Here is an 18239-nt window from a genome sequence, read left to right as displayed (position 1 = left end):
AGGTGGCAGAATGGCAGTAGAAAAAATCGAAACCGTCGGCAGCGGCGCCCGGTCCGGGAATTCGATCACCCGGATCTGGATGTGCGCGCTGGATGACGGTCCGGCGCTGTGGGGGGAGTTTGTCCATAACCAGCAGTACGACGACGGTTATTTCAACCGCGACCGTTCATCGTTGACGTTGGGCGCATGTTTTGCGACCGCCTCGATGGTGTTTACGGAATCCCCGACAACCGGATCATCCGGAGGTTCTTCGCACGAGGACGGGGACACGGAGTACAATTTCAACACCGCGACGATGGAAAAACCGCTCGAGGCGCATCCGGATTACCTCACATACTGGAATCATGTGCTGCTCTCGGACGACGCATCCCGCCCGATTCCGGACTTTTACTACACGGCAACCAATCTGGTTATTCCGTCTAGTGAATTTAAATACCAGTGGGCGCGGCCGGAGGATCCTGTCCCGGACGGGATGGTTGTCCTGGCTGGACAGAAAAACAACTTTAGGGGCGTCGAAAGCTGGCTGTATCCGGCTCCGGTGTTATCTGTGACCAAATATTATCGCAGCCGGAATCAGGCGGCGGAACAGCTGCAGGCAGTCGGAATGCTGCAATCGCCGCCGTGGTCCGGGCCGTACCAGTCCGCGGCAAAATACTGGCTGGTGACGAATTCAACAGTAAACAAATCAGGCAACTACTGGATTTGCACAACCTCATACACCTATGCGGATATGGGTTGGAACGAGGATCTCTATTCGGACGGCAGCGAGGAGGAAACGGAATGAAAACACAACGTCCAGTCAGCGGGGAACAGATCCCGGCAGGATGGTTCGGCGATTTCTGGGACGACGTCCACGCCTGCGAGCTGTCCGGCGGTCCAGGCGTCCGCGTGAACCGCACTCCGAACGGGACAACCGTGTCGGCAATTCCCTCTCCGGCAGGAGAGGCAAAAGCAGATGTTTACAATGGATATTTTATCGTTCATGATGCGAGCGAAAAAGGTGAATCAGGAGAGGTAATATCGAGAAAGATAAAAATAATTGATGGCGGGAATCCTGATTCCGGTTATTGCGGAGTCACCGATCTAGGGAAGGTGGAAAAAGCAGAAACAGATTTTACGCTACCGGCGTCTGGTACATCTGTCGTATATCTACTGGTCAACTGGCAGGTTAATAAGTATGTTTTTTCGTTTCAAATAGGCGGCGATGTACCAAAATCACCCACCGGATTCTGCGTACTGGCTGATATCAATACAAAGGGAGAGGTCAGGCAGCTATGGAAGGATGGGGTTATTTATTTTGCTGAAAGGTATTACACATGAGCTGGCCAGTTGAAATTACAGCCGGATGCAGGTTATTGAGTCCTGACTATATTCATATCTTTATTGACGCAATCAATGAACGGATTGCGTGGTTGAATGAGGTTCAGGGCAAAACGGTTATTACTCCCGTTTCGTTCGGTCGATTTTTATTGCGAGATGAAACAAATTTCACGAGTATAAAATCAACCATTTCGAATAAACTGGTTAGCATGACGGGTTATTTTTTTCCGAATATTTCAGAAACAGGGTTTATTCGTCCTGCTGGGATTGGATACAATTCACTCATTGAAAAATACGGTGATCCGCGAGAATTGTACAAAATTCGATTAACCCAGTTTTTTTCTGCGGAGTGGCTGTTTTGCGTATATAACTGGTTGAATGAACTCATTTACCCCGTTTTTGATGTTGATGCGCAAATTTTTGTTGAAAGTTTTCGCGAAGCTACTTATGAGAATCTCATGGAATACCCGCGCGGGTATACTCTTGTTTATACAAAAAACGGCTCATCGGTTAAACTTTCAAATGGTAAAATTGTGGATAATTATGCCTCATCAGGGACTCGTCCTAACGCTGAAACGGTTGACGAATATTATGAAAAAGCGGAATCACTTGCTCTCGGATGGGTTTCAGCAAATTCACTGAACACTTACAATTTTGTAAACGGAATTTTTGGATCATTGGGACCTTCGTCGTCTGCAATATATCAAAAAACTGTTATGCGAGCTAAAATCGTACGCTTTTACAGTGAAAATTCGTACGTAAATTTTGACTGCCGGGCGCAATGGGTTAATTACGCAAAGTGGACAAGGCGAAAAAAAGACGATACATATATGATTACCGATTATCCAGAACGAGGAACATATTTTTACGGAACTGTGACAAACGGGGTTTCTGATTCATTTGATCTTCATATATATGATGATCCGGATTATCACTTTTCAAACACGATGACTGAAGCGCAAGAAGATTCAGACCTGTTTTATTGCGCAACTCAATATGTGCGCAGCGGAAGAGTCGAGGTCAAAATACCGTCATTGCCGACACCGCCATACGTTTATTTTAACCCGATCCAGGAGGGAGGAAACGCATGAAATTTTTCATTAACAACGGGAATCTTACTGGCGAGGCGGGGGGAATCCTCCCGGCCCGGCTGCGGCCGACTTTGACCGCTGGCGTGGAGTACCGGATCGAGTTCGCCGGGGAGTTTTCACCGGGCAAATACACGCTCTCCGGCGACATCACGTTCCGGAGAACGAACGTCATGATGCAAGCTGAAACGACACTCGACGAGCCGGGCGAACTCGCGTTTGTTGTTTCGACGGACACGCAGGGATTTTGGACGAAGCCGCGGCAGCCGGGCGAGAAACTGTTCGTCGAACTGATCCGCGAGGACGCAGACGGCGGCCCGGGGGAATCCCTGCTGCATGATTTTTTCTACTGCGATCCTCGAATCGCCGGGACGGACGATCATCCTGCGCCGAATCCGGGCGCCGGTGTCACGAGCGTGAACGGCGTCACGGGCGCGGTCGAGTTCATCACCGAGGACGGGGATCCGCTGCCGGTGAAGGGAAAACAGATCACCGTTCCGGCATCGAGCGGAGGCGGCGGAACGCCGGGGAAAAACGGGGCGACGTTCATTCCGGCGGTAAGCGCGGAGGGCGTGATCTCGTGGACGAACGATCAGGGGCTTGAAAACCCTGATCCGGTCGACATCAAAGGTCCGCAGGGCGAAAAAGGCGATAAGGGCGATCAGGGAATTCAGGGAGAGCAGGGAGAGCCCGGAGCAACCGGTGCGCAGGGTCCGCAAGGGGAAAAGGGCGACACTGGCGACCCCGGTGCGCAGGGACCTCAAGGCGAACAGGGTCCGCAGGGGCCTGCCGGAGCCGATGGAGCGCCCGGCCCGGCAAACGTGCTCACGATCGGCACGGTTACGACCGGGGAACCGGGGACGCAAGCCGCTGCATCGATTACCGGGGAATCTCCGAATCAGGTTTTGAACATTACGATCCCGCGCGGCGACACCGGCGCAACCGGAGCCCAGGGGTCGCAAGGTGAAAAGGGCGATAAGGGAGACCCAGGACCGCAGGGAGAACAGGGCCCGCAGGGCGATCCCGGCGATCCGAACGTCGCCGCGGAAATGGTCGACTCAAAAATCTCCGCGCACAATCAGAACTCCTCCGCGCACCCGGATAAACTCCCGCTCTCCGGCGGCACGCTGACCGGGGAACTCAAAAGCACGGCATTTAATACGTTCCGAATGATTCAGGGGGAGTACGGGACTTTCTTCCGCAACGACGGGAGAAATCTGTACATCCTTTTGACAAACGCCGGGGATCAGAATGGATCGTACAATGATTTCCGTCCGTTGACGATCAACCTTTCGACCGGGCAATGCGACATCAACGGGAAAGCCGTATACGACGGCACCGGGAAGAACATCGCGGAAACCTATGTAGTCAAAAATCATCCGACATTTAACAGCGGGATCGAGATTTCCGGGGCTTCGCCCTATATCGATTTCCATTTCAACAATGATTCCGGGGACTACACAAGCCGGATTTACGAGACCGCCTCCGGAACGTTGACTGTTGTTGGGAAACTGTCGGTATCCGGCGGGATTGCTCCCCGGTACAACGCAAAAACAGATCTCACTTCTGCATACACGTCAGGGGGGAACAGTCACACATTCACCGGCGGCGGCTGGCTGTACGCAGTCACCAGCGCAGGGGGGTCATACGCGATCAACGGCGGGACGGTCGTATCTGCCGCGAGCGGGGCGACAGCAAGCTGCTGCGTCCCTGTCAACAAGGGCGACACGGTCACGGGAAGCGCAGCCGGAACGCTGATTTTCTATCCGTATTGAGGAGGTGAACATGCAAAAATACGCGAAGATCGTGAATGAGGAAACCGGGGCCTGCATCGTCGGCCTCGGGGAGAGTGAAAGCGCGGCAGAATACTACGAGTCGCAGGGCATGGAGCTGATGGACGTGGAACAGGCTGCGTCCGGCGGCTGGTATCTCGCCGGGATGGCGCCGCGGCCGGAAACGACTTCGGAATGGGTGAACAAGGAGCAGTTCCTTGACGCACTTTATGCGCTCGTTCCGGCGGAACAACTGGCGGCAAAGCTGCAAGACCCGGAATCGTTCAAAGCCGGGATCATGGGGCTTGCGTTGCTGACCACGAACGCCGCGCCGGGCGGGATGATCGATCTGCTCGATTCCCGCGTACCCGCCTGGCTCGAAGTGTTCGGCCTGACGCTCGATCAGGTGCGCGCGAAAATGAATGAACAGGGAGGGGAAACCGATGTACAGTCTGAATGAGATCGAAGAGAAGATCCAGCTCGCGAACGAACTCAATCTTTCCGGCGCAGCGCTGCTCGAAGATCGGGAACGGGCAGTCAAAGTCTGCAACGGGATCGGCGCGGAGTGGATGCCCGATTCAGCCCGGAAGCTCATCAGCTCGTTAAACCCAACGCTCGTGCTCGCTGCGGATATTCACGATATCCGCTACGAGATCGGAGGCACGACGGAAGAGCGCAAGGCAGCAGACAACGAGATGCTCGAAAACGGCTACAAGCTCGCGGATGCGCGATACAGCTGGTATAATCCGCTGCGGTACTACGTCAAGTGGAAAATGCGGAAGTTCTACAAAATCCTGCGCGCATTCGGCTTCCTCGCGTGGAACTACCGGGAGTGCGCGAATGGGTGAGGAGTGGATACGCTGGATAGGAACAGCAATCCTCGGCTGGATTGCGTGGGAAATGCGGGCGCTCCGCAAGGATGTGGAGCACAGGGTTCCGTTCTCCGAGTGCAACCGGAGAATGGACGATCACGGGGAAAAGCTGGCGGACCTTGATCATAGGGTGAGAAATCACGGGAATCAGCTGGCTGCGATTGAGGAGTGTCATAACCGGCTCAACCCGGGCACTCCATTACGAATCAAAAAAGAGGAGGATTGAAAATGAGCAAGTGCAACGAAAAATGTGAAGTCTACAGCCGGGTGTGCGGATACTTCCGCCCGGTGGCAAACTGGAACAAGGGCAAGAAAGAGGAATTCAAGGAGAGAAAGACGTTTCGCATTCCGGGCACGCTGACGGCTCTCGCGGCCCTGCTGACGCTGTTTGCGCTCTCCGGGTGTTCCGCATTGGAGAGCAAGGCCGTCGCGATCAGCAGCGGCGTGGACGCATTCAAACTCGAAACGATCGGGGGAGTGACATCGGGAACGATTCTCCCAAATTTGATCGTAGGGGGCGCGGTGAACACGATCGCCACCGCCCCCGCCGTCGCCGAGGGGACGCAGACGCAAGTCGTGTTCGTCAAGGCAAAACGAAACAGCTTCTTCGGAGAACTCTTCGGGATCGATGCCAGCACGGAATCGATCAGCTACATCGGTTCGCCGGGAGAGACTGCCGCCGAGACCGCCGCCCGCTTCGATGCGTTCTCAAAACTCGACCGCCCGCCGGAGGAATCCGACGCCGAGTGATTTGATTTTTCCGAGACCTGCGCTACATTAATCGGGTGCAGGTCTTTTTTTTGTCCACCTGCACGCCGCCGGAGGGTTGCCGCTCTCCGGCATTTTTTATAAAAAAACGAAAAAATATCAAAAAAAGTTATATTTTACACTTGAAAACATCAAGAATACGTATATATTAATGATGTAACAAGAAAGGGAGGCGGCAACCTCCCTGGTAACAAACCAAACGAAAGGACAAAAAAAATGTACACTGTCAAAAACATCACTGGTTCGGTCGTCATCGCGGTTGCGAAAACGGAACGTGCTGCGGTCGCAGCAGGTCGTCGTCACGAGCGTGAGGTCAGCGCGGCTGGCCTCGCCGCCGATGGTTTCAAGGTCTACGACCAGAACGGCAAACTGATCCGGCATCAGATCTGCAATAATTTTGCAGAAAACTGGAAAGAGGCCCGGTAACCAACCCACCACCGCCCCGGAGCAATCCGGGGCTTTTCGAGGTGACAAGATGAATGAAGAAAAAAACATCGATGTGGCATCCGATTTTCAGGATGACCGCCCGCTCGAGCCGCAACCGGGGGATCTGGTTGCAATTTTGCCGAACGGCGTGAAACTCTCCGGCCCGGCAGAGTTTATTTTAAACGCCGCCTGCACGGATTACATCAAGGACGGACGCGGGGCTTTTGAGGCGGTGAAATCTCTTCCTGAAATCACAGTGCTTGACCTGTTCAAGTTTTCCGGACTCACGACCGCCGCATGGGCCGAGGGCCTCGGCATCGCCGAGGTCACATGGTACAAGTACCGGAACCGGCAGGAAGTCCCGGCAGAGCTCCGGGAAAACGCCTTTGCGCTGGCAATGGAGGCGCGCGCGGCAGTTCGCGGCCTCCGCTCCGGAGCCGCCGCCCGCAAGCTGCGTCAGATTGTTGAAATAATTAAAAAGGAGGAATGAAAAATGAAGTTTGCGGTCAACATTTATACGTGGGATCAGCAGGGATATCAGGACAAAGTAGTCACTGAAGCCACCGTAGACGCTGAAAATCCGCGCGCTGCGCTGCAGCATGTTCTCGATCACTGGGATCTCGGTGACTGCCCGAGGGAGGCGAAGGAAGTCTTTGAGGAAAACTCGGATGAGCTTCACGCAATGAACGGGAAATATAGCTACGACGTCTGCCCGGCATCATGGTGAGGAAATGCGCAGTTTGCGGGCGCGAATTCACGCCCGCAAAAAAGAGCACGGCGACGACCTGCTCCCGGGAATGCTGGCGGGAGCTGATGCGCCGGAACGCCGTCTTGCCGGTTCGCCCGGCACAGAAACACGTCCGCATCTGCGAAAACTGCGGTCGTGAATTTACCGTGACCGGTTATTCCGTGCGCAAGACCTGCTCTCAAAAGTGCAAGCAAGAGCAGATTGCGCGCAAGGTCAAGAAAACCTTGCTTGACCGGTACGGAAATGTGCTGCACAAAAACTGCCCGATCTGCGGACGGGAGTTCACCTGCAAGCGATTCCAGGAGCACACGTACTGCTCGAGAAGCTGCACGAACCGGGCACGGGGCCGCAACGCAGAAACTTGTGTCGTTTGCGGTAAAACGTTCTACAAACCAGCGTCACAACAGGCGAAAACCTGCTCTGCTGAATGCTACAAGATTCTTCATTCGCGCATCGCAAGCACGCAGGATTTGAGCGCGATGCGCGAGGGTCACAGGACGAATCCGCGAACCGCCTCGACGCCTGAAAACGCTCGAGCGCGCGAGTGGAGCTTCCGCGCGCCGGACGGAACGGTGTACCGGTTTCGCAACCTCAACTACTTTATCAGATCTCACAAAGAGCTCTTCCCCCCTGAATATTTAGTCGAGTCTCACTCCACCCCTGCAGCGGCAAACTACCTTCAAAAACTCGCGCCATGGCGTCAAGAAAAGGCCCTCAAAAAAATCCACCAGTGGCGAGGCTGGACGTGGGAAGATTGACTGCTACAAAACTGCTACAACTAGACCCGCAAAAAACATCTAATATCATGCTACGATATTAGTTAGTTTGAGGTGGAATAATGGTGGGCGATGAGGGACTCGAACCCCCGACATTTTGCGTGTAAAGCAAACGCTCTAACCAACTGAGCTAATCGCCCGGTTTCTAAATATATCACCGTTGCCGCCCGTTCGCAAGCTGCGAAAGAAAAATATCCCGCATTCCCCGTCAGTTGCGTGGCGTTCGAGCGGCGGTCAGCACAAATACCGGCCCGGAACCGGCTTTGAGCAGCACATTCGCCGCCGATGCGAGCGTCGCGCCGGTCGTGAAAACGTCATCGACCAGGAGGACGCATTTCCCCCGCACCGCCTCCACATTGCGCACGGCAAATACCCCGCGAGGATTCTTCCGTCTCGCCTCCCGCGAAAGCCGCGACTGATGGCGCGTCCGACGGATGCGGACCAGCGCATTGCGCAACGGAATCCCCAGTTCCCCGGCCACGACTTCCCCGAACAGCTCCGCCTGATTGAATGACCGCCAGTAGTGCCGTGTGAAATGCAACGGAACCGGGACAACCACCTCCGCCCGGAAATTCTCCACTCCCCGCATACACTCCGCTCCGGCGATGCCGAATGAACGCGCCAGCTCCGGATGATTGTAAAACTTGAAACGATGGATCACCCGACGGGTCAGATCGCGGTACTCGTAAACCGCCGCGGCCCCGATCCACGGCCGCTTCTCCGCAGCGAGGCATGCCGAGCAGAGCGCGAGCGCGGTGTCGAGCTCTCCCCCGCATCCCCGGCAGCAGATTCCGGTGATCCGGTGCATCCTTGCTTCACATGCGGGGCAGAACCGGTTCATGCCGCCTCCATCCCCGGATCGGCAGACCGGGCACGGAAACAGATTCAACGCCGCGGCAACAGCCCGAAACCATTCACGCATGACCGCGCCCCCCGCCCGGCTCGAGCGGCGGCAGATAATCATGCCGATGCCGAATGCTGCGAATCCCCCAACGCCCCGCAATGACCTCCACAAGGTCAAACCGGCCCGGCAGCGCCGGCTTTCCAATCGCCCGGTAATAACGCAGCGCAGCCCGAAAATTTCGACGCATCTGGCGCGGAGACAGATTGTCTCCCGGACGATACAGCCCGATACGCCGCAACGTCTTGACCTCGACGAACACCAGCGTCGCGCCATCCCGGGCGACAATGTCGAGTTCCCCGGCTCTCACCCGCCAGTTTCTCGCGAGAAGCGTATATCCTTTGGCCAGCAGCAGCCGCGCCGCAGCCTCCTCCCCGCGACGCCCGAGCTTCAAATGGGCCGCCCGAAAACGCTTCATCCTCACGCCTCGCGCGGGCAACGCTCAAGCAGAGCGACATCGGCCGGATAGGTGATCTTCAGATTGTCGGCCCGGTTGTGAATCACCGAACAGGGGAAACCCGCCGCCGCATAGACAGCCGCATCATCCGTAAAATCCGCATCCGGATTCTGCGCGTAGGCGGCACGCAGCTTCGCCAAGTCGAACACCTGCGGGGTTTCGACCCGCCAGAGCCCCGCGCGCGACACGGTTTCCGCAATCCGCCCGGATTCGTCGCATCGTTTCAGCGTATCGGTGACCGGTTTCCCCGGGATCGCCCCGCCACAACGTCGAGCCGCCGCAACAAGCTCCTCAAGCAGCGATGCCGAAGCCAGCGGCCGCGCCGCATCATGTACCGCGACAATCCCGTTCTCAAGCGGAATCTGCGCCAGCCCCGAGCGCACCGAAGCCGAACGGCAGGCACCTCCCGCCGCCCAGACAATGCCGCTCCCCGGCAGAAACAGTTCCGCCTGCCGCGCAAACTCCTCCTTCCGTCCGGCAGGGTGCACCACCACAAGAGAACCGGGCGCCGCCACCGGCAGAAACTCTTTCACACTGTGCAGAAAGAGCGGAAGCCCGCCGAAATTGACCATCAGTTTGTCGCCACCGAACCGGCGGGCGGATCCACCCGCAACAATGACCACAGCCAGATCGGGAATCATACGCGCGCCACCATTCAACGTTTCCGGCGCGTCGGCAGATGAGCACACTCGCCATGCACCGCGTGCGCGGCCTCCATCATCGCCTCGCCGAGCGTCGGGTGCGCGTGAATGGCTCGACCGAGCTCCCGGGCCGTGATCTCCATCAACATCGCTGGTACCGCCTCGGCGATGAGATCGGTCGCATGCGGGCCGATAATATGCACACCGAGCACCTGATCGCTCTTCGCATCCGCGAGAATTTTTACGAATCCCTCGGTCTGATTCATCGCCATCGCTTTTCCGAGCGCGGCAAACGGGAATTTGCCGACGACATAATCCACCCCCTCGCTCTTAAGCTGCTCTTCGCTCTTCCCGACCGTACCAATCTCGGGAGATGTGAAGATACATCCCGGCGTGACGGCACCCGGAAACGCAACGGATTTGCCGCGCAAAGTGTTCACCACATTTTCTGCGGCAGCGCTCGCCCAGTGTGCGAGCATGATCTTGCCGACCGCATCGCCGATCGCAAAGATGTTCGGAGCGCTCGTACGAAACGCCTCGTCAATCTCGATAAATCCCCGGTTATCGACCCGCACTCCCGCTGCCGGGAGATTCAGATCCGCCGTCACGGGCTTGCGCCCGATTGAGATGAGCAGATAATCCGCCTTGACCGTCTCCGCTCCGACTTTTCCGGAAACGCCGCGCGCCGTGCATTTGATTTCCGAAAGCGGGGTCCCGTTCAGAATCCGGATTCCCCGGCGGCTCATTTCCCGGGCGAGCAGTTTCGCACACTCACCGTCAGTCTGCGGAAGAATCTGCGGAAGCATCTCAACAACCGTCACATTCACGCCGAGTTCCGCGAAAAGGCAGGCGAACTCACAACCGATCACCCCCCCGCCGAGAATCAGCAGGCTTTTCGGCAGCTTCGGGAGACTCAGCAGCTCCGTGGAGGTCAAAATCCGGTTCCCCTGCGGGATAAATCCCGGAACGAGCGGCTCAGACCCGGTCGCAACGATAAAGTGATCGGCCTCAATCACGCTCCCCGCCGACTCCCCGTCGGCAACCATCAACTGCCGCCGGGAGAGAAACTCCCCGCGCCCGCTGAAAACCGTCACTCCGGCAGATTTCAGCAGAGAGGAGATTCCATTGCGCAGCTTGCCGATCACATCGTCCTTGCGCGCAAGCATTCTCGTCCAGTCCGGACGGATCTCGCCGGAGATTTCGACTCCGAATTCCGCCGCACGGCGCGCGGTCGCGTAAACCTCGACTCCCGCAATCAGTGTCTTGGTCGGAATGCAGCCGACGTTCAAACAGGTTCCGCCGGGAAACGCTTTCTCGACAATCGCCGTCTTGAATCCGCTCTGCCCGGCCCGGATCGCGGCAACATACCCCCCGGGACCGGCTCCGATCACACAAACATCAAATTTTTCCACGGTTCGTCTCCCCTCTGATGATGGACTTTACGAAGCATATTGAAAAATAGCACAGATTTTCCGGTGTTCAAGCCCGAAGACGCAGATAAAAAAAGAAACCCCGCAATCGGTTCAACCAACTGCGGGGAAACTTCAAACGATCTCCGGAAATTATTTGCCGGAAACCACACCGTGATCCTTGAAGGTACGGGTCGGCGCAAACTCGCCAAGTTTGTGACCGACCATGTTTTCGGTCACAAACACCGGGACAAAGCTCTTGCCGTTATGCACGTTGAACGTGTGTCCAACAAAATCCGGAATAATCATCGAGCGGCGCGACCAGGTCTTGATCGCGGCTTTCTGATTGCCCATCTTCTCAACTTTGTCGATCAGATACTGGTCGACAAACGGGCCTTTCTTAATCGATCTGGCCATTACTTCTTCCTCCGCTCAACAATGAAGTTCTTAGAAGTCTTCTTCGGATTGCGGGTGCGCTTGCCCTTGGCCAGCTGACCCCACGGCGAAACCGGATGCCCGCCGCCGGAGGTACGACCCTCGCCACCACCCATCGGATGGTCAACCGGGTTCATCGCAACACCACGGACATGCGGCCGGAAGCCGAGATAACGCTTCTTACCGGCCTTGCCCATCTTCACGTTCATGCGGTCGAGATTGCCGACCTGACCGATCATCGCGTGGCAGTTCACATGGATCATGCGGACTTCACCCGACGGCAGCTTGATCTGCGCGTAGGTCTCTTCCTTACCGCGCAACGTCGCAACCTGACCGGCAGAACGCGCGATTTTCGCTCCGCGACCCGGCAGCATCTCAATGCAGCAGATGTTGACACCGACCGGAATGTCTTTCAAAGCCAGCCAGTTGCCCGGCTTGAGCTCAGCCTTCGGCCCGTTCATAACCTTATCACCGACTTTCAGGCCGACCGGCGCGAGGATGTACGATTTCTCGCCATCCGCATAGCAGATGAGAGCGATGTTAGCCGAACGATTCGGATCGTATTCGATCGAAAGAACCTTCGCCGGAACATTCTCTTTCGTACGGATAAAATCGACCATACGGTAACGACGCTTGTTGCCGCCTCCGCGGAAACGGGTCGTGATCCGTCCCATGTTGTTGCGACCGCCAGTGGATTTCTTCCCCTTGACGAGACTCTTCTCCGGCGCGCTCTTGGTGATCGTGGACGCATAGTCCATCGTCGCCATATGACGCCGGGAGGGAGTCACGGGATTAAAATTCTTAACCGCCATTCTGATCTTCTCCCTCTGTTAAATGATCTCGATGCTGCCTTCGGACAACGTAACGACCGCTTTCTTCCAGTCAGCGCGACGACCCATCTTGTTGGTCCGGCCCGCGCGGCGCGTCTTGCCCATGCAGTTCATAACATTCACCGACTTGACCTTGACCTTGAACAACTCTTCGATTGCCCGGCCGATCTCGATCTTCTCGGCATCCGTCTTCACCTTGAACACATACTTCGAGGCCTGCGCCTGCGCATTGCTCTTCTCGGTGACAACCGGTGCGAGGATGATATCAAAAGCACTTCTCATGATCCATCTCCTTACGCCAGACGCTGGATGAACGCATCAAGGCCGTCCTTCGTGAAAAGGAGCTTGCCGAAGCGAAGCAGTTCATACACGTTGACATTATCAGACTTGCGAAGCACCAGATTCGGCAGATTGCCCGTAGCGCACACCACCGCGGCCTGATCCTCCAGAGCCGGGAGCGACATCATCACCGTGCTGTCGGCAAGATTCAGATTCTTCAGAATCGAAACGACGTTCTTCGTCTTGTGATCCGGCAGCTGAACCTGATCGACGATCACAACGTCACCATCAGCGATCCGCTCCGTGAACGCACGCCGCAGAGCCAGACGCAGAACCTTCTTGTTCACTTTCTTCGCAAACGAACGCGGACGGGGCCCGAAAATCGTACCGCCGCCAACCCAGACCGGACTCCGGCTCGAACCGGAACGCGCACGACCGGTACCCTTCTGGCGGAACGGCTTCGCACCGCCTCCAGACACCTCTCCGCGCGTCTTCGTGCAGGCCGTACCTGCGCGCAGCCCGGCAAGATAGGCCACAACCGTATCGTGAACCGCCTGGAGACCTTTCTCCGGCTCTTTGTCCAACTCGATCATCACGCCCTCGGGAATGACGTATTCGCCAACCCGGGTCCCTTTGCAATCAAGGATATCTAAAGTATTCGACATGATACACACCTCTTACTTCTGCGCGGCCGGCTGCTTCTTGATTGCACTCCGGATCAACAGAATGCCGCCGTTCGCGCCCGGAACGGCGCCCTTGAGCAGCAGCACATTGTCTTCCGCCATCACACGCACGATCTTCAGATTCTGAACCGTGCGCGGAACATTGCCCATGTGACCCGGCATGCGCTTGCCCTTGATCACGTTGCCCGGCCACTCACAGCAGCCGATCGAACCCGTACGACGAGTCCAGGCACCGCCGTGGCTCGCACGGCCGCCACCGAAGCGGTAACGCTTGACGACGCCCTGGAATCCGCGGCCTTTCGTCGTGCCGATCACATCGAGATACTCGTTCGCCTCGAAGATGTCAGCTTTCAGCTCCGTCCCGAGAGCCGGAGCCGCATCATTCGCGCTGATGCGCACCTCACGCAGAACCGAGGGGAGCTTGTCTCCCGTCAGACCCGCTTTCGCGAGATGCCCGGCACGAGCCTTTGTGACGTTCTTCGCCTTGCGCGAACCGAAACCCAGCTGGATCGCCGAATAACCGTCGCGCTCCGGGGTCTTGACGTCGGTCACAACACAAGGACCGGCCTGAACCACCGTCACCGGGATCAGGACACCGTTCTCGTCGTAGACCTGCGTCATTCCGACCTTTTTACCGATTAATCCTTTCATACTTTCTCCTTTCGTGAGAAACATTCGATACGTGCCCCCAATCGGTCGGGGGCCTTGGTATCTATGGAGTCAGAACCGTTCTAGACTCCAATCTTGATCGCGATATCCACGCCGGCAGGCAGATTGAGCTTTTTCAGCTCATCGACCGTCTTTGCCGTCGGGTTGATAATGTCCATCATACGCTTGTGCGTACGAATCTCAAACTGCTCCATCGACTTCTTATCGACATGGGGGGAACGGTTCACCGTCCAACGCTCAATCCGGGTCGGAAGCGGAACCGGACCCGCAACCAGAGACCCCGTACGCTTGGCAGTTTCAAGAATTTCGTTGACCGACTGATCCAGAATCCGATGCTCGTACGCCTGCAGCCGGATACGGATACGCTGGGTTTTGCCCGTAGCCATAACTTATTTCTTCTCCACAATTTTGTCTTGGACTTGTTTCGGAACTCTTTCAAAGTGCGCCGGCTCCATCGAATAGGACGCACGGCCGCGGGAGAGCGAACGAATTGCCGTGGCATATCCGAACAGTTCCGACAGCGGAACATTCGCATGCACCCGGGTGAAACTGTTCTCACCGGCGTTGATCTCAACAATCGTGCCGCGACGGCTCGTGATATCGCCGATCAGGTCACCCATGTTCTCATCCGGCGTGGTCAGCTCAACCTTCATAATCGGCTCGAGCAACATGATCCCGGCTTTCTTCGCCGCATCTTTGAGCGCCATCGAACCGGCAACTTTGAACGCCATTTCCGAGGAGTCAACCGGGTGATACGAACCGTCGATGATCTCAACCTTGAAATCAATCAGCGAATATCCGGCCAGCACGCCGGAAGCCGCGGCTTCACGAATGCCCTGCTCAATCGGTTTGATATACTCTTTCGGAATGTTGCCGCCGACAACCTTGTTCTCAATCACAATACCCGAACCGCGTTCGCCCGGAATCAGATTGATGATACAGTGGCCGTACTGACCGCGACCGCCGGACTGACGCACGAACTTCATGTTCGACTCAGCCGAACCGCACAGCGCTTCACGGTACGCAACCTGAGGAGCACCCGTGTTCGCCTCGACTTTGAACTCGCGCACCAGACGATCCAGAATGATCTCGAGGTGCAGCTCACCCATACCGGAGATGATCGTCTGACCCGTCTCCTCGTCAGAACGAACCTGGAAAGTCGGATCCTCTTCCGCCAACGCGATCAGACCCTTGGAAAGCTTGTCGCGATCGCCCGACGATTTCGGCTCAACCGCAATCGAAATCACCGGCTCGGGGAACGCCATCGACTCGAGCACAATCGGCTTCTCCTCGAGGCAGATCGTATCACCGGTGGTCACGTTCTTCAACCCGACCGCAGCCGCGATGTCGCCGGAGAAGATCTCCTGCTGCTCAACCCGCTGGTTTGCGTGCATCTGGAGCAGACGCCCGAGACGCTCACGCTTGTTCGTGCGCGGATTGTAAACGCTCATCCCCTGCGAAGCCACACCGGAGTAAACACGGAAGTAGTAAAGTTTACCGACAAACGGGTCGGTCATGATCTTGAACACCAGCGCCGCGAACGGCTGAAGATCGCCGACGTGACGCGTAATCGCCTCGCCCGTGGTCGGATCGGTTCCCTTGATATCCCAGATATCAACGGGGCTCGGCAGATAGTCAACCACAACGTCGAGCAGTTTCTGCACACCTTTGTTCTTGAAAGCGGTGCAGCAGGCAACCGGAACGATCTTGGCGGCAAGGGTCGCGCGACGCAGCGCTGCCTTGATCTGATCATGATCCGGCATCTCATCGGCCAGATAGATCTCCATGATCTCATCATCGACTTCCGCGAGACATTCGACCATATGCTTGTAGGCGGCTTCCTGACGCGTCTTGAGATCGCCGGTCGGCTCCTCCTCGGTCATCGTAAGACCGTTGTCCTTGTCGCTGAAATAAACGCACTTGTTCTCGAGCACGTCGACCACACCCTTGAACTCAGCCTCGCGGCCGATCGGCAGCATGAGCGGAACGGGCGTCGCGCCAAGTTTCGTGTGGATTTCCGTCACAACCCCGTCGAAATCCGCTCCGGTACGGTCCATCTTGTTGACCAGCGCGACAATCGGAACATGATATTTCTGCGCCTGGCGCCAGACCGTCTCACTCTGAGGCTGCACCTTGCCGACCGAGCAAAACACCGCAACGGCTCCGTCAAGCACACGGAGCGAACGCTCCACCTCAGCCGTGAAGTCCACGTGTCCGGGAGTGTCGATGATGTTGATCCGGTGATTCTTCCAGTAGCAGGTCGTGGCCGCGCTGGTGATCGTAATGCCGCGCTCGCGTTCCTGCTCCATCCAGTCCATGGTGGCCGTACCCTCATGGGTATCGCCAATCTTGTAGTTCACACCGCAATAAAAAAGAATGCGCTCGGTCAAAGTGGTTTTGCCCGCGTCAATGTGGGCCATGATGCCGATATTGCGGTAGTCTTTCAACGCATGCTTGCGGTTCGGCGACTCATGGTATTGGCTTTTGTCCTGCTCGGTACTCATAATCATCATTCCCGGCGCTTACCAGCGATAATGAGCGAACGCCTTGTTCGCCTGCGCCATTTTAAAGGTGTCTTCTTTCTTCTTGATCGAGGATCCGGTATTCTCGAACGCATCCAGCAGCTCACCGGCGAGAGACTCGGTCATCGACTTGCCCTTGCGGCCACGCGAATAGGTCGTGATCCACCGCATCGCCAACGCAACCTGACGCTCCGGATCAACTTCGATCGGAACCTGATAGGTCGCACCGCCGACACGACGGCTCTTCACTTCGAGCTTCGGCTTCACATTCTCCAACGCCTGGAGAAACACGTCGATCGCCTGCATCTCCGGCTTCTTCGCCTGGATCACATCGAACGCACCATAAACAATCTGCTGAGCGGTGGATTTCTTGCCGCGGGTCATGATCGTGTTGATCAACCGGGCCACCAGCTCGCTGTTGTACTTCACGTCGGGAATCAGTTCCCGCTTCACAGCACTGCGTCTTCTCATCTGTTTCGCACCTTATCTCTGAATTCAATTCGTGATCAATTACTTCTTCTTACCCTTCGCGGCCGCCGCTTCCTGACCCGGCTTCGGACGCTTCGCGCCGTACTTGGAACGCCCCTGACGCCGCTTGTCAACGCCGAGGCTGTCCAACGCACCGCGGACGATGTGATAACGCACACCCGGCAGATCGCGCACACGACCGCCTTTCACAAGCACCACCGAGTGCTCCTGCAGATTGTGCCCCTCGCCACCGACGTACGCCGTGACCTCCTGACCGTTGGTCAACCGGACACGCGCAATCTTGCGCAACGCCGAGTTCGGCTTCTTCGGAGTACGGGTCGTAACCTGCAGACAGACGCCCCGACGCTGCGGGCAGGCGCTCAACGCCTTGGATTTACTTTTCTTCGCCTTTTCTTCGCGTCCGAAACGCACCAACTGGTTGATTGTCGGCATAACAAATTCCTGTTTCTTATATTTCTATTTGAATTTTAAATGACTTAACATGCATCAAAGACTAATAAAATAATACCGCAAAGTGGTTTTTGCAAATAACTTACCGTTTTTTTTGATAAATTTCTTGCAAAACTCCACTTCCGGCACGCCCCCGCACCTCACAAGCACAGGAGCATGCCGTTCTCAAATTACGCTCAATCGTTCTCTTCGTCGTCCGCGCCGTCACCATATCCGGCGTCAAACCCGTCGTCGAGGCCGGCATCATCCAGATCGGCGAATGCGTCACCGTCAAAGTCGGCAACCATCTCACGCGCCTCCTCCGGCAAACCATCCTCGTCGTCATCCGCGAAAATCGCAGCATCGCTCTTCCCATCGGAATCACGCCACGCCGCGGCAATCTCCTCCACGGAACGCTCCGGCTCCTGCACCGGCAGCTCCGGCTCGATCTCCGTTCCGAGATACTTCAGGCGAATCGACTGCATAAGCTCCGTACCGGTACCGGCCGGAATCAGATGCCCGGTGATCACGTTCTCCTTGAAGCCGTTCAGATTGTCGATCTTTCCAAGCGTCGCGGCCTCCGTCAGAATGCGCGTCGTATCCTGGAACGATGCGGCGGAAATAAAGCTCTCCGTCTCCAACGCCGCTTTCGTGATACCCAGCAGGATCGGCTCGGCTTCCGCCGGCTTGCCGCCCTTCTCGATCACCTCCCGGTTGACCCGGTC

Annotated in this window: 25 protein-coding genes, 1 tRNA gene and 1 pseudogene; 12 read left to right on the top strand and 15 right to left on the bottom strand. The window is 56.5% G+C overall.

The window, feature by feature from the left end; all coding sequences use genetic code 11:
• Positions 1 to 10: 10 nt before the first annotated feature.
• The 12 genes and pseudogenes from Q0J85_RS08870 to Q0J85_RS08815 all read left to right on the top strand — a co-directional run bounded on the left by Q0J85_RS08870 (position 11) and on the right by Q0J85_RS08815 (position 7752).
• Positions 11 to 784, top strand: coding sequence for a hypothetical protein (locus tag Q0J85_RS08870; RefSeq protein ID WP_294480505.1), 774 nt, complete (start codon positions 11 to 13; stop codon positions 782 to 784).
• Complete coding sequence (locus tag Q0J85_RS08865) at positions 781 to 1320, top strand: hypothetical protein (RefSeq protein ID WP_294480503.1); 540 nt, start codon at positions 781 to 783, stop codon at positions 1318 to 1320. The genes Q0J85_RS08870 and Q0J85_RS08865 overlap by 4 nt, the downstream gene beginning before the upstream one ends.
• Positions 1317 to 2411 carry a hypothetical protein gene (locus Q0J85_RS08860; protein WP_294480502.1) on the top strand — a complete coding sequence of 365 codons (1095 nt, stop codon included), beginning with the start codon at positions 1317 to 1319 and terminating at the stop codon, positions 2409 to 2411. Before Q0J85_RS08865 ends, Q0J85_RS08860 begins: the two co-directional genes overlap by 4 nt.
• Positions 2408 to 4183, top strand: coding sequence for a hypothetical protein (locus Q0J85_RS08855; RefSeq protein ID WP_294480501.1), 1776 nt, complete (start codon positions 2408 to 2410; stop codon positions 4181 to 4183). The genes Q0J85_RS08860 and Q0J85_RS08855 overlap by 4 nt, the downstream gene beginning before the upstream one ends.
• 10 nt (positions 4184 to 4193) lie before the next feature.
• Positions 4194 to 4640, top strand: coding sequence for a hypothetical protein (locus Q0J85_RS08850; RefSeq protein ID WP_294480499.1), 447 nt, complete (start codon positions 4194 to 4196; stop codon positions 4638 to 4640).
• Positions 4624 to 5028 (top strand): hypothetical protein, encoded by a 405-nt coding sequence (locus Q0J85_RS08845; RefSeq protein WP_294480497.1) that lies wholly within the window; start codon positions 4624 to 4626, stop codon positions 5026 to 5028. Before Q0J85_RS08850 ends, Q0J85_RS08845 begins: the two co-directional genes overlap by 17 nt.
• The gene (locus Q0J85_RS08840; protein WP_294480495.1) at positions 5021 to 5278 is read left to right on the top strand and encodes a hypothetical protein; all 258 of its coding nucleotides are present in this window, start codon (positions 5021 to 5023) and stop codon (positions 5276 to 5278) included. The genes Q0J85_RS08845 and Q0J85_RS08840 overlap by 8 nt, the downstream gene beginning before the upstream one ends.
• 11 nt (positions 5279 to 5289) lie before the next feature.
• Positions 5290 to 5400 (top strand): annotated as a pseudogene (gene nrdD, locus Q0J85_RS15470) (anaerobic ribonucleoside-triphosphate reductase); the annotation flags it as partial.
• 636 nt (positions 5401 to 6036) lie between these two features.
• Entirely contained in the window at positions 6037 to 6246 is a 210-nt protein-coding gene (locus Q0J85_RS08830; protein WP_294480490.1) for a hypothetical protein, read from the top strand.
• The gene (locus Q0J85_RS08825; protein WP_294480489.1) at positions 6218 to 6736 is read left to right on the top strand and encodes a hypothetical protein; all 519 of its coding nucleotides are present in this window, start codon (positions 6218 to 6220) and stop codon (positions 6734 to 6736) included. The genes Q0J85_RS08830 and Q0J85_RS08825 overlap by 29 nt, the downstream gene beginning before the upstream one ends.
• 3 nt (positions 6737 to 6739) lie before the next feature.
• Complete coding sequence (locus tag Q0J85_RS08820) at positions 6740 to 6973, top strand: hypothetical protein (protein ID WP_294480486.1); 234 nt, start codon at positions 6740 to 6742, stop codon at positions 6971 to 6973.
• Between the two features lie 86 nt (positions 6974 to 7059).
• Positions 7060 to 7752 carry a hypothetical protein gene (locus Q0J85_RS08815; protein ID WP_294480484.1) on the top strand — a complete coding sequence of 231 codons (693 nt, stop codon included), beginning with the start codon at positions 7060 to 7062 and terminating at the stop codon, positions 7750 to 7752.
• An 81-nt stretch (positions 7753 to 7833) separates the two neighbouring features.
• Here the strand turns inward: Q0J85_RS08815 and Q0J85_RS08810 are convergent.
• The 15 genes from Q0J85_RS08810 to Q0J85_RS15465 all read right to left on the bottom strand — a co-directional run.
• A tRNA-Val gene (locus tag Q0J85_RS08810) sits at positions 7834 to 7910 on the bottom strand.
• A gap of 68 nt (positions 7911 to 7978) precedes the next feature.
• Positions 7979 to 8692 (bottom strand): ComF family protein, encoded by a 714-nt coding sequence (locus tag Q0J85_RS08805; protein WP_294480477.1) that lies wholly within the window; start codon positions 8690 to 8692, stop codon positions 7979 to 7981.
• Entirely contained in the window at positions 8685 to 9089 is a 405-nt protein-coding gene (locus Q0J85_RS08800) for a YraN family protein (protein WP_294480473.1), read from the bottom strand. Before Q0J85_RS08800 ends, Q0J85_RS08805 begins: the two co-directional genes overlap by 8 nt.
• 2 nt (positions 9090 to 9091) lie before the next feature.
• Entirely contained in the window at positions 9092 to 9769 is a 678-nt protein-coding gene (gene ispD / locus Q0J85_RS08795) for a 2-C-methyl-D-erythritol 4-phosphate cytidylyltransferase (RefSeq protein WP_294480471.1), read from the bottom strand.
• A 14-nt stretch (positions 9770 to 9783) separates the two neighbouring features.
• Positions 9784 to 11181, bottom strand: coding sequence for a dihydrolipoyl dehydrogenase (gene lpdA / locus Q0J85_RS08790; RefSeq protein ID WP_294480469.1), 1398 nt, complete (start codon positions 11179 to 11181; stop codon positions 9784 to 9786).
• A 150-nt stretch (positions 11182 to 11331) separates the two neighbouring features.
• The gene (rpsS, locus tag Q0J85_RS08785; RefSeq protein WP_294480466.1) at positions 11332 to 11595 is read right to left on the bottom strand and encodes a 30S ribosomal protein S19; all 264 of its coding nucleotides are present in this window, start codon (positions 11593 to 11595) and stop codon (positions 11332 to 11334) included.
• Positions 11595 to 12425 carry a 50S ribosomal protein L2 gene (rplB, locus tag Q0J85_RS08780; protein ID WP_294480464.1) on the bottom strand — a complete coding sequence of 277 codons (831 nt, stop codon included), beginning with the start codon at positions 12423 to 12425 and terminating at the stop codon, positions 11595 to 11597. The genes rpsS and rplB overlap by 1 nt, the downstream gene beginning before the upstream one ends.
• An 18-nt stretch (positions 12426 to 12443) precedes the next feature.
• Positions 12444 to 12725: a 50S ribosomal protein L23 gene (gene rplW, locus Q0J85_RS08775; RefSeq protein ID WP_294480462.1), complete on the bottom strand. Its 282-nt coding sequence runs from the start codon at positions 12723 to 12725 to the stop codon at positions 12444 to 12446.
• Between the two features lie 11 nt (positions 12726 to 12736).
• Positions 12737 to 13387, bottom strand: a complete 651-nt coding sequence (gene rplD, locus Q0J85_RS08770; protein WP_294480460.1) for a 50S ribosomal protein L4 — start codon at positions 13385 to 13387, stop codon at positions 12737 to 12739.
• A 12-nt stretch (positions 13388 to 13399) separates the two neighbouring features.
• Positions 13400 to 14056 (bottom strand): 50S ribosomal protein L3, encoded by a 657-nt coding sequence (gene rplC / locus Q0J85_RS08765; RefSeq protein WP_294480458.1) that lies wholly within the window; start codon positions 14054 to 14056, stop codon positions 13400 to 13402.
• Between the two features lie 80 nt (positions 14057 to 14136).
• Positions 14137 to 14460, bottom strand: a complete 324-nt coding sequence (gene rpsJ, locus Q0J85_RS08760) for a 30S ribosomal protein S10 (RefSeq protein ID WP_294480455.1) — start codon at positions 14458 to 14460, stop codon at positions 14137 to 14139.
• Between the two features lie 3 nt (positions 14461 to 14463).
• The gene (gene fusA / locus Q0J85_RS08755) at positions 14464 to 16578 is read right to left on the bottom strand and encodes an elongation factor G (RefSeq protein WP_294480452.1); all 2115 of its coding nucleotides are present in this window, start codon (positions 16576 to 16578) and stop codon (positions 14464 to 14466) included.
• Between the two features lie 18 nt (positions 16579 to 16596).
• Positions 16597 to 17067 (bottom strand): 30S ribosomal protein S7, encoded by a 471-nt coding sequence (gene rpsG, locus Q0J85_RS08750; protein ID WP_294480448.1) that lies wholly within the window; start codon positions 17065 to 17067, stop codon positions 16597 to 16599.
• A 39-nt stretch (positions 17068 to 17106) separates the two neighbouring features.
• Positions 17107 to 17517 (bottom strand): 30S ribosomal protein S12, encoded by a 411-nt coding sequence (gene rpsL, locus Q0J85_RS08745; protein ID WP_294480447.1) that lies wholly within the window; start codon positions 17515 to 17517, stop codon positions 17107 to 17109.
• 194 nt (positions 17518 to 17711) lie between these two features.
• The coding region (locus Q0J85_RS15465; protein WP_367274625.1) for a hypothetical protein at positions 17712 to 18239 on the bottom strand (528 nt) is incomplete at its 5' end.

The organism is uncultured Victivallis sp. (assembly GCA_944389935.1).
Classification (GTDB): domain Bacteria; phylum Verrucomicrobiota; class Lentisphaeria; order Victivallales; family Victivallaceae; genus Victivallis.
This window is presented reverse-complemented; position numbering and strand designations above follow the sequence as displayed.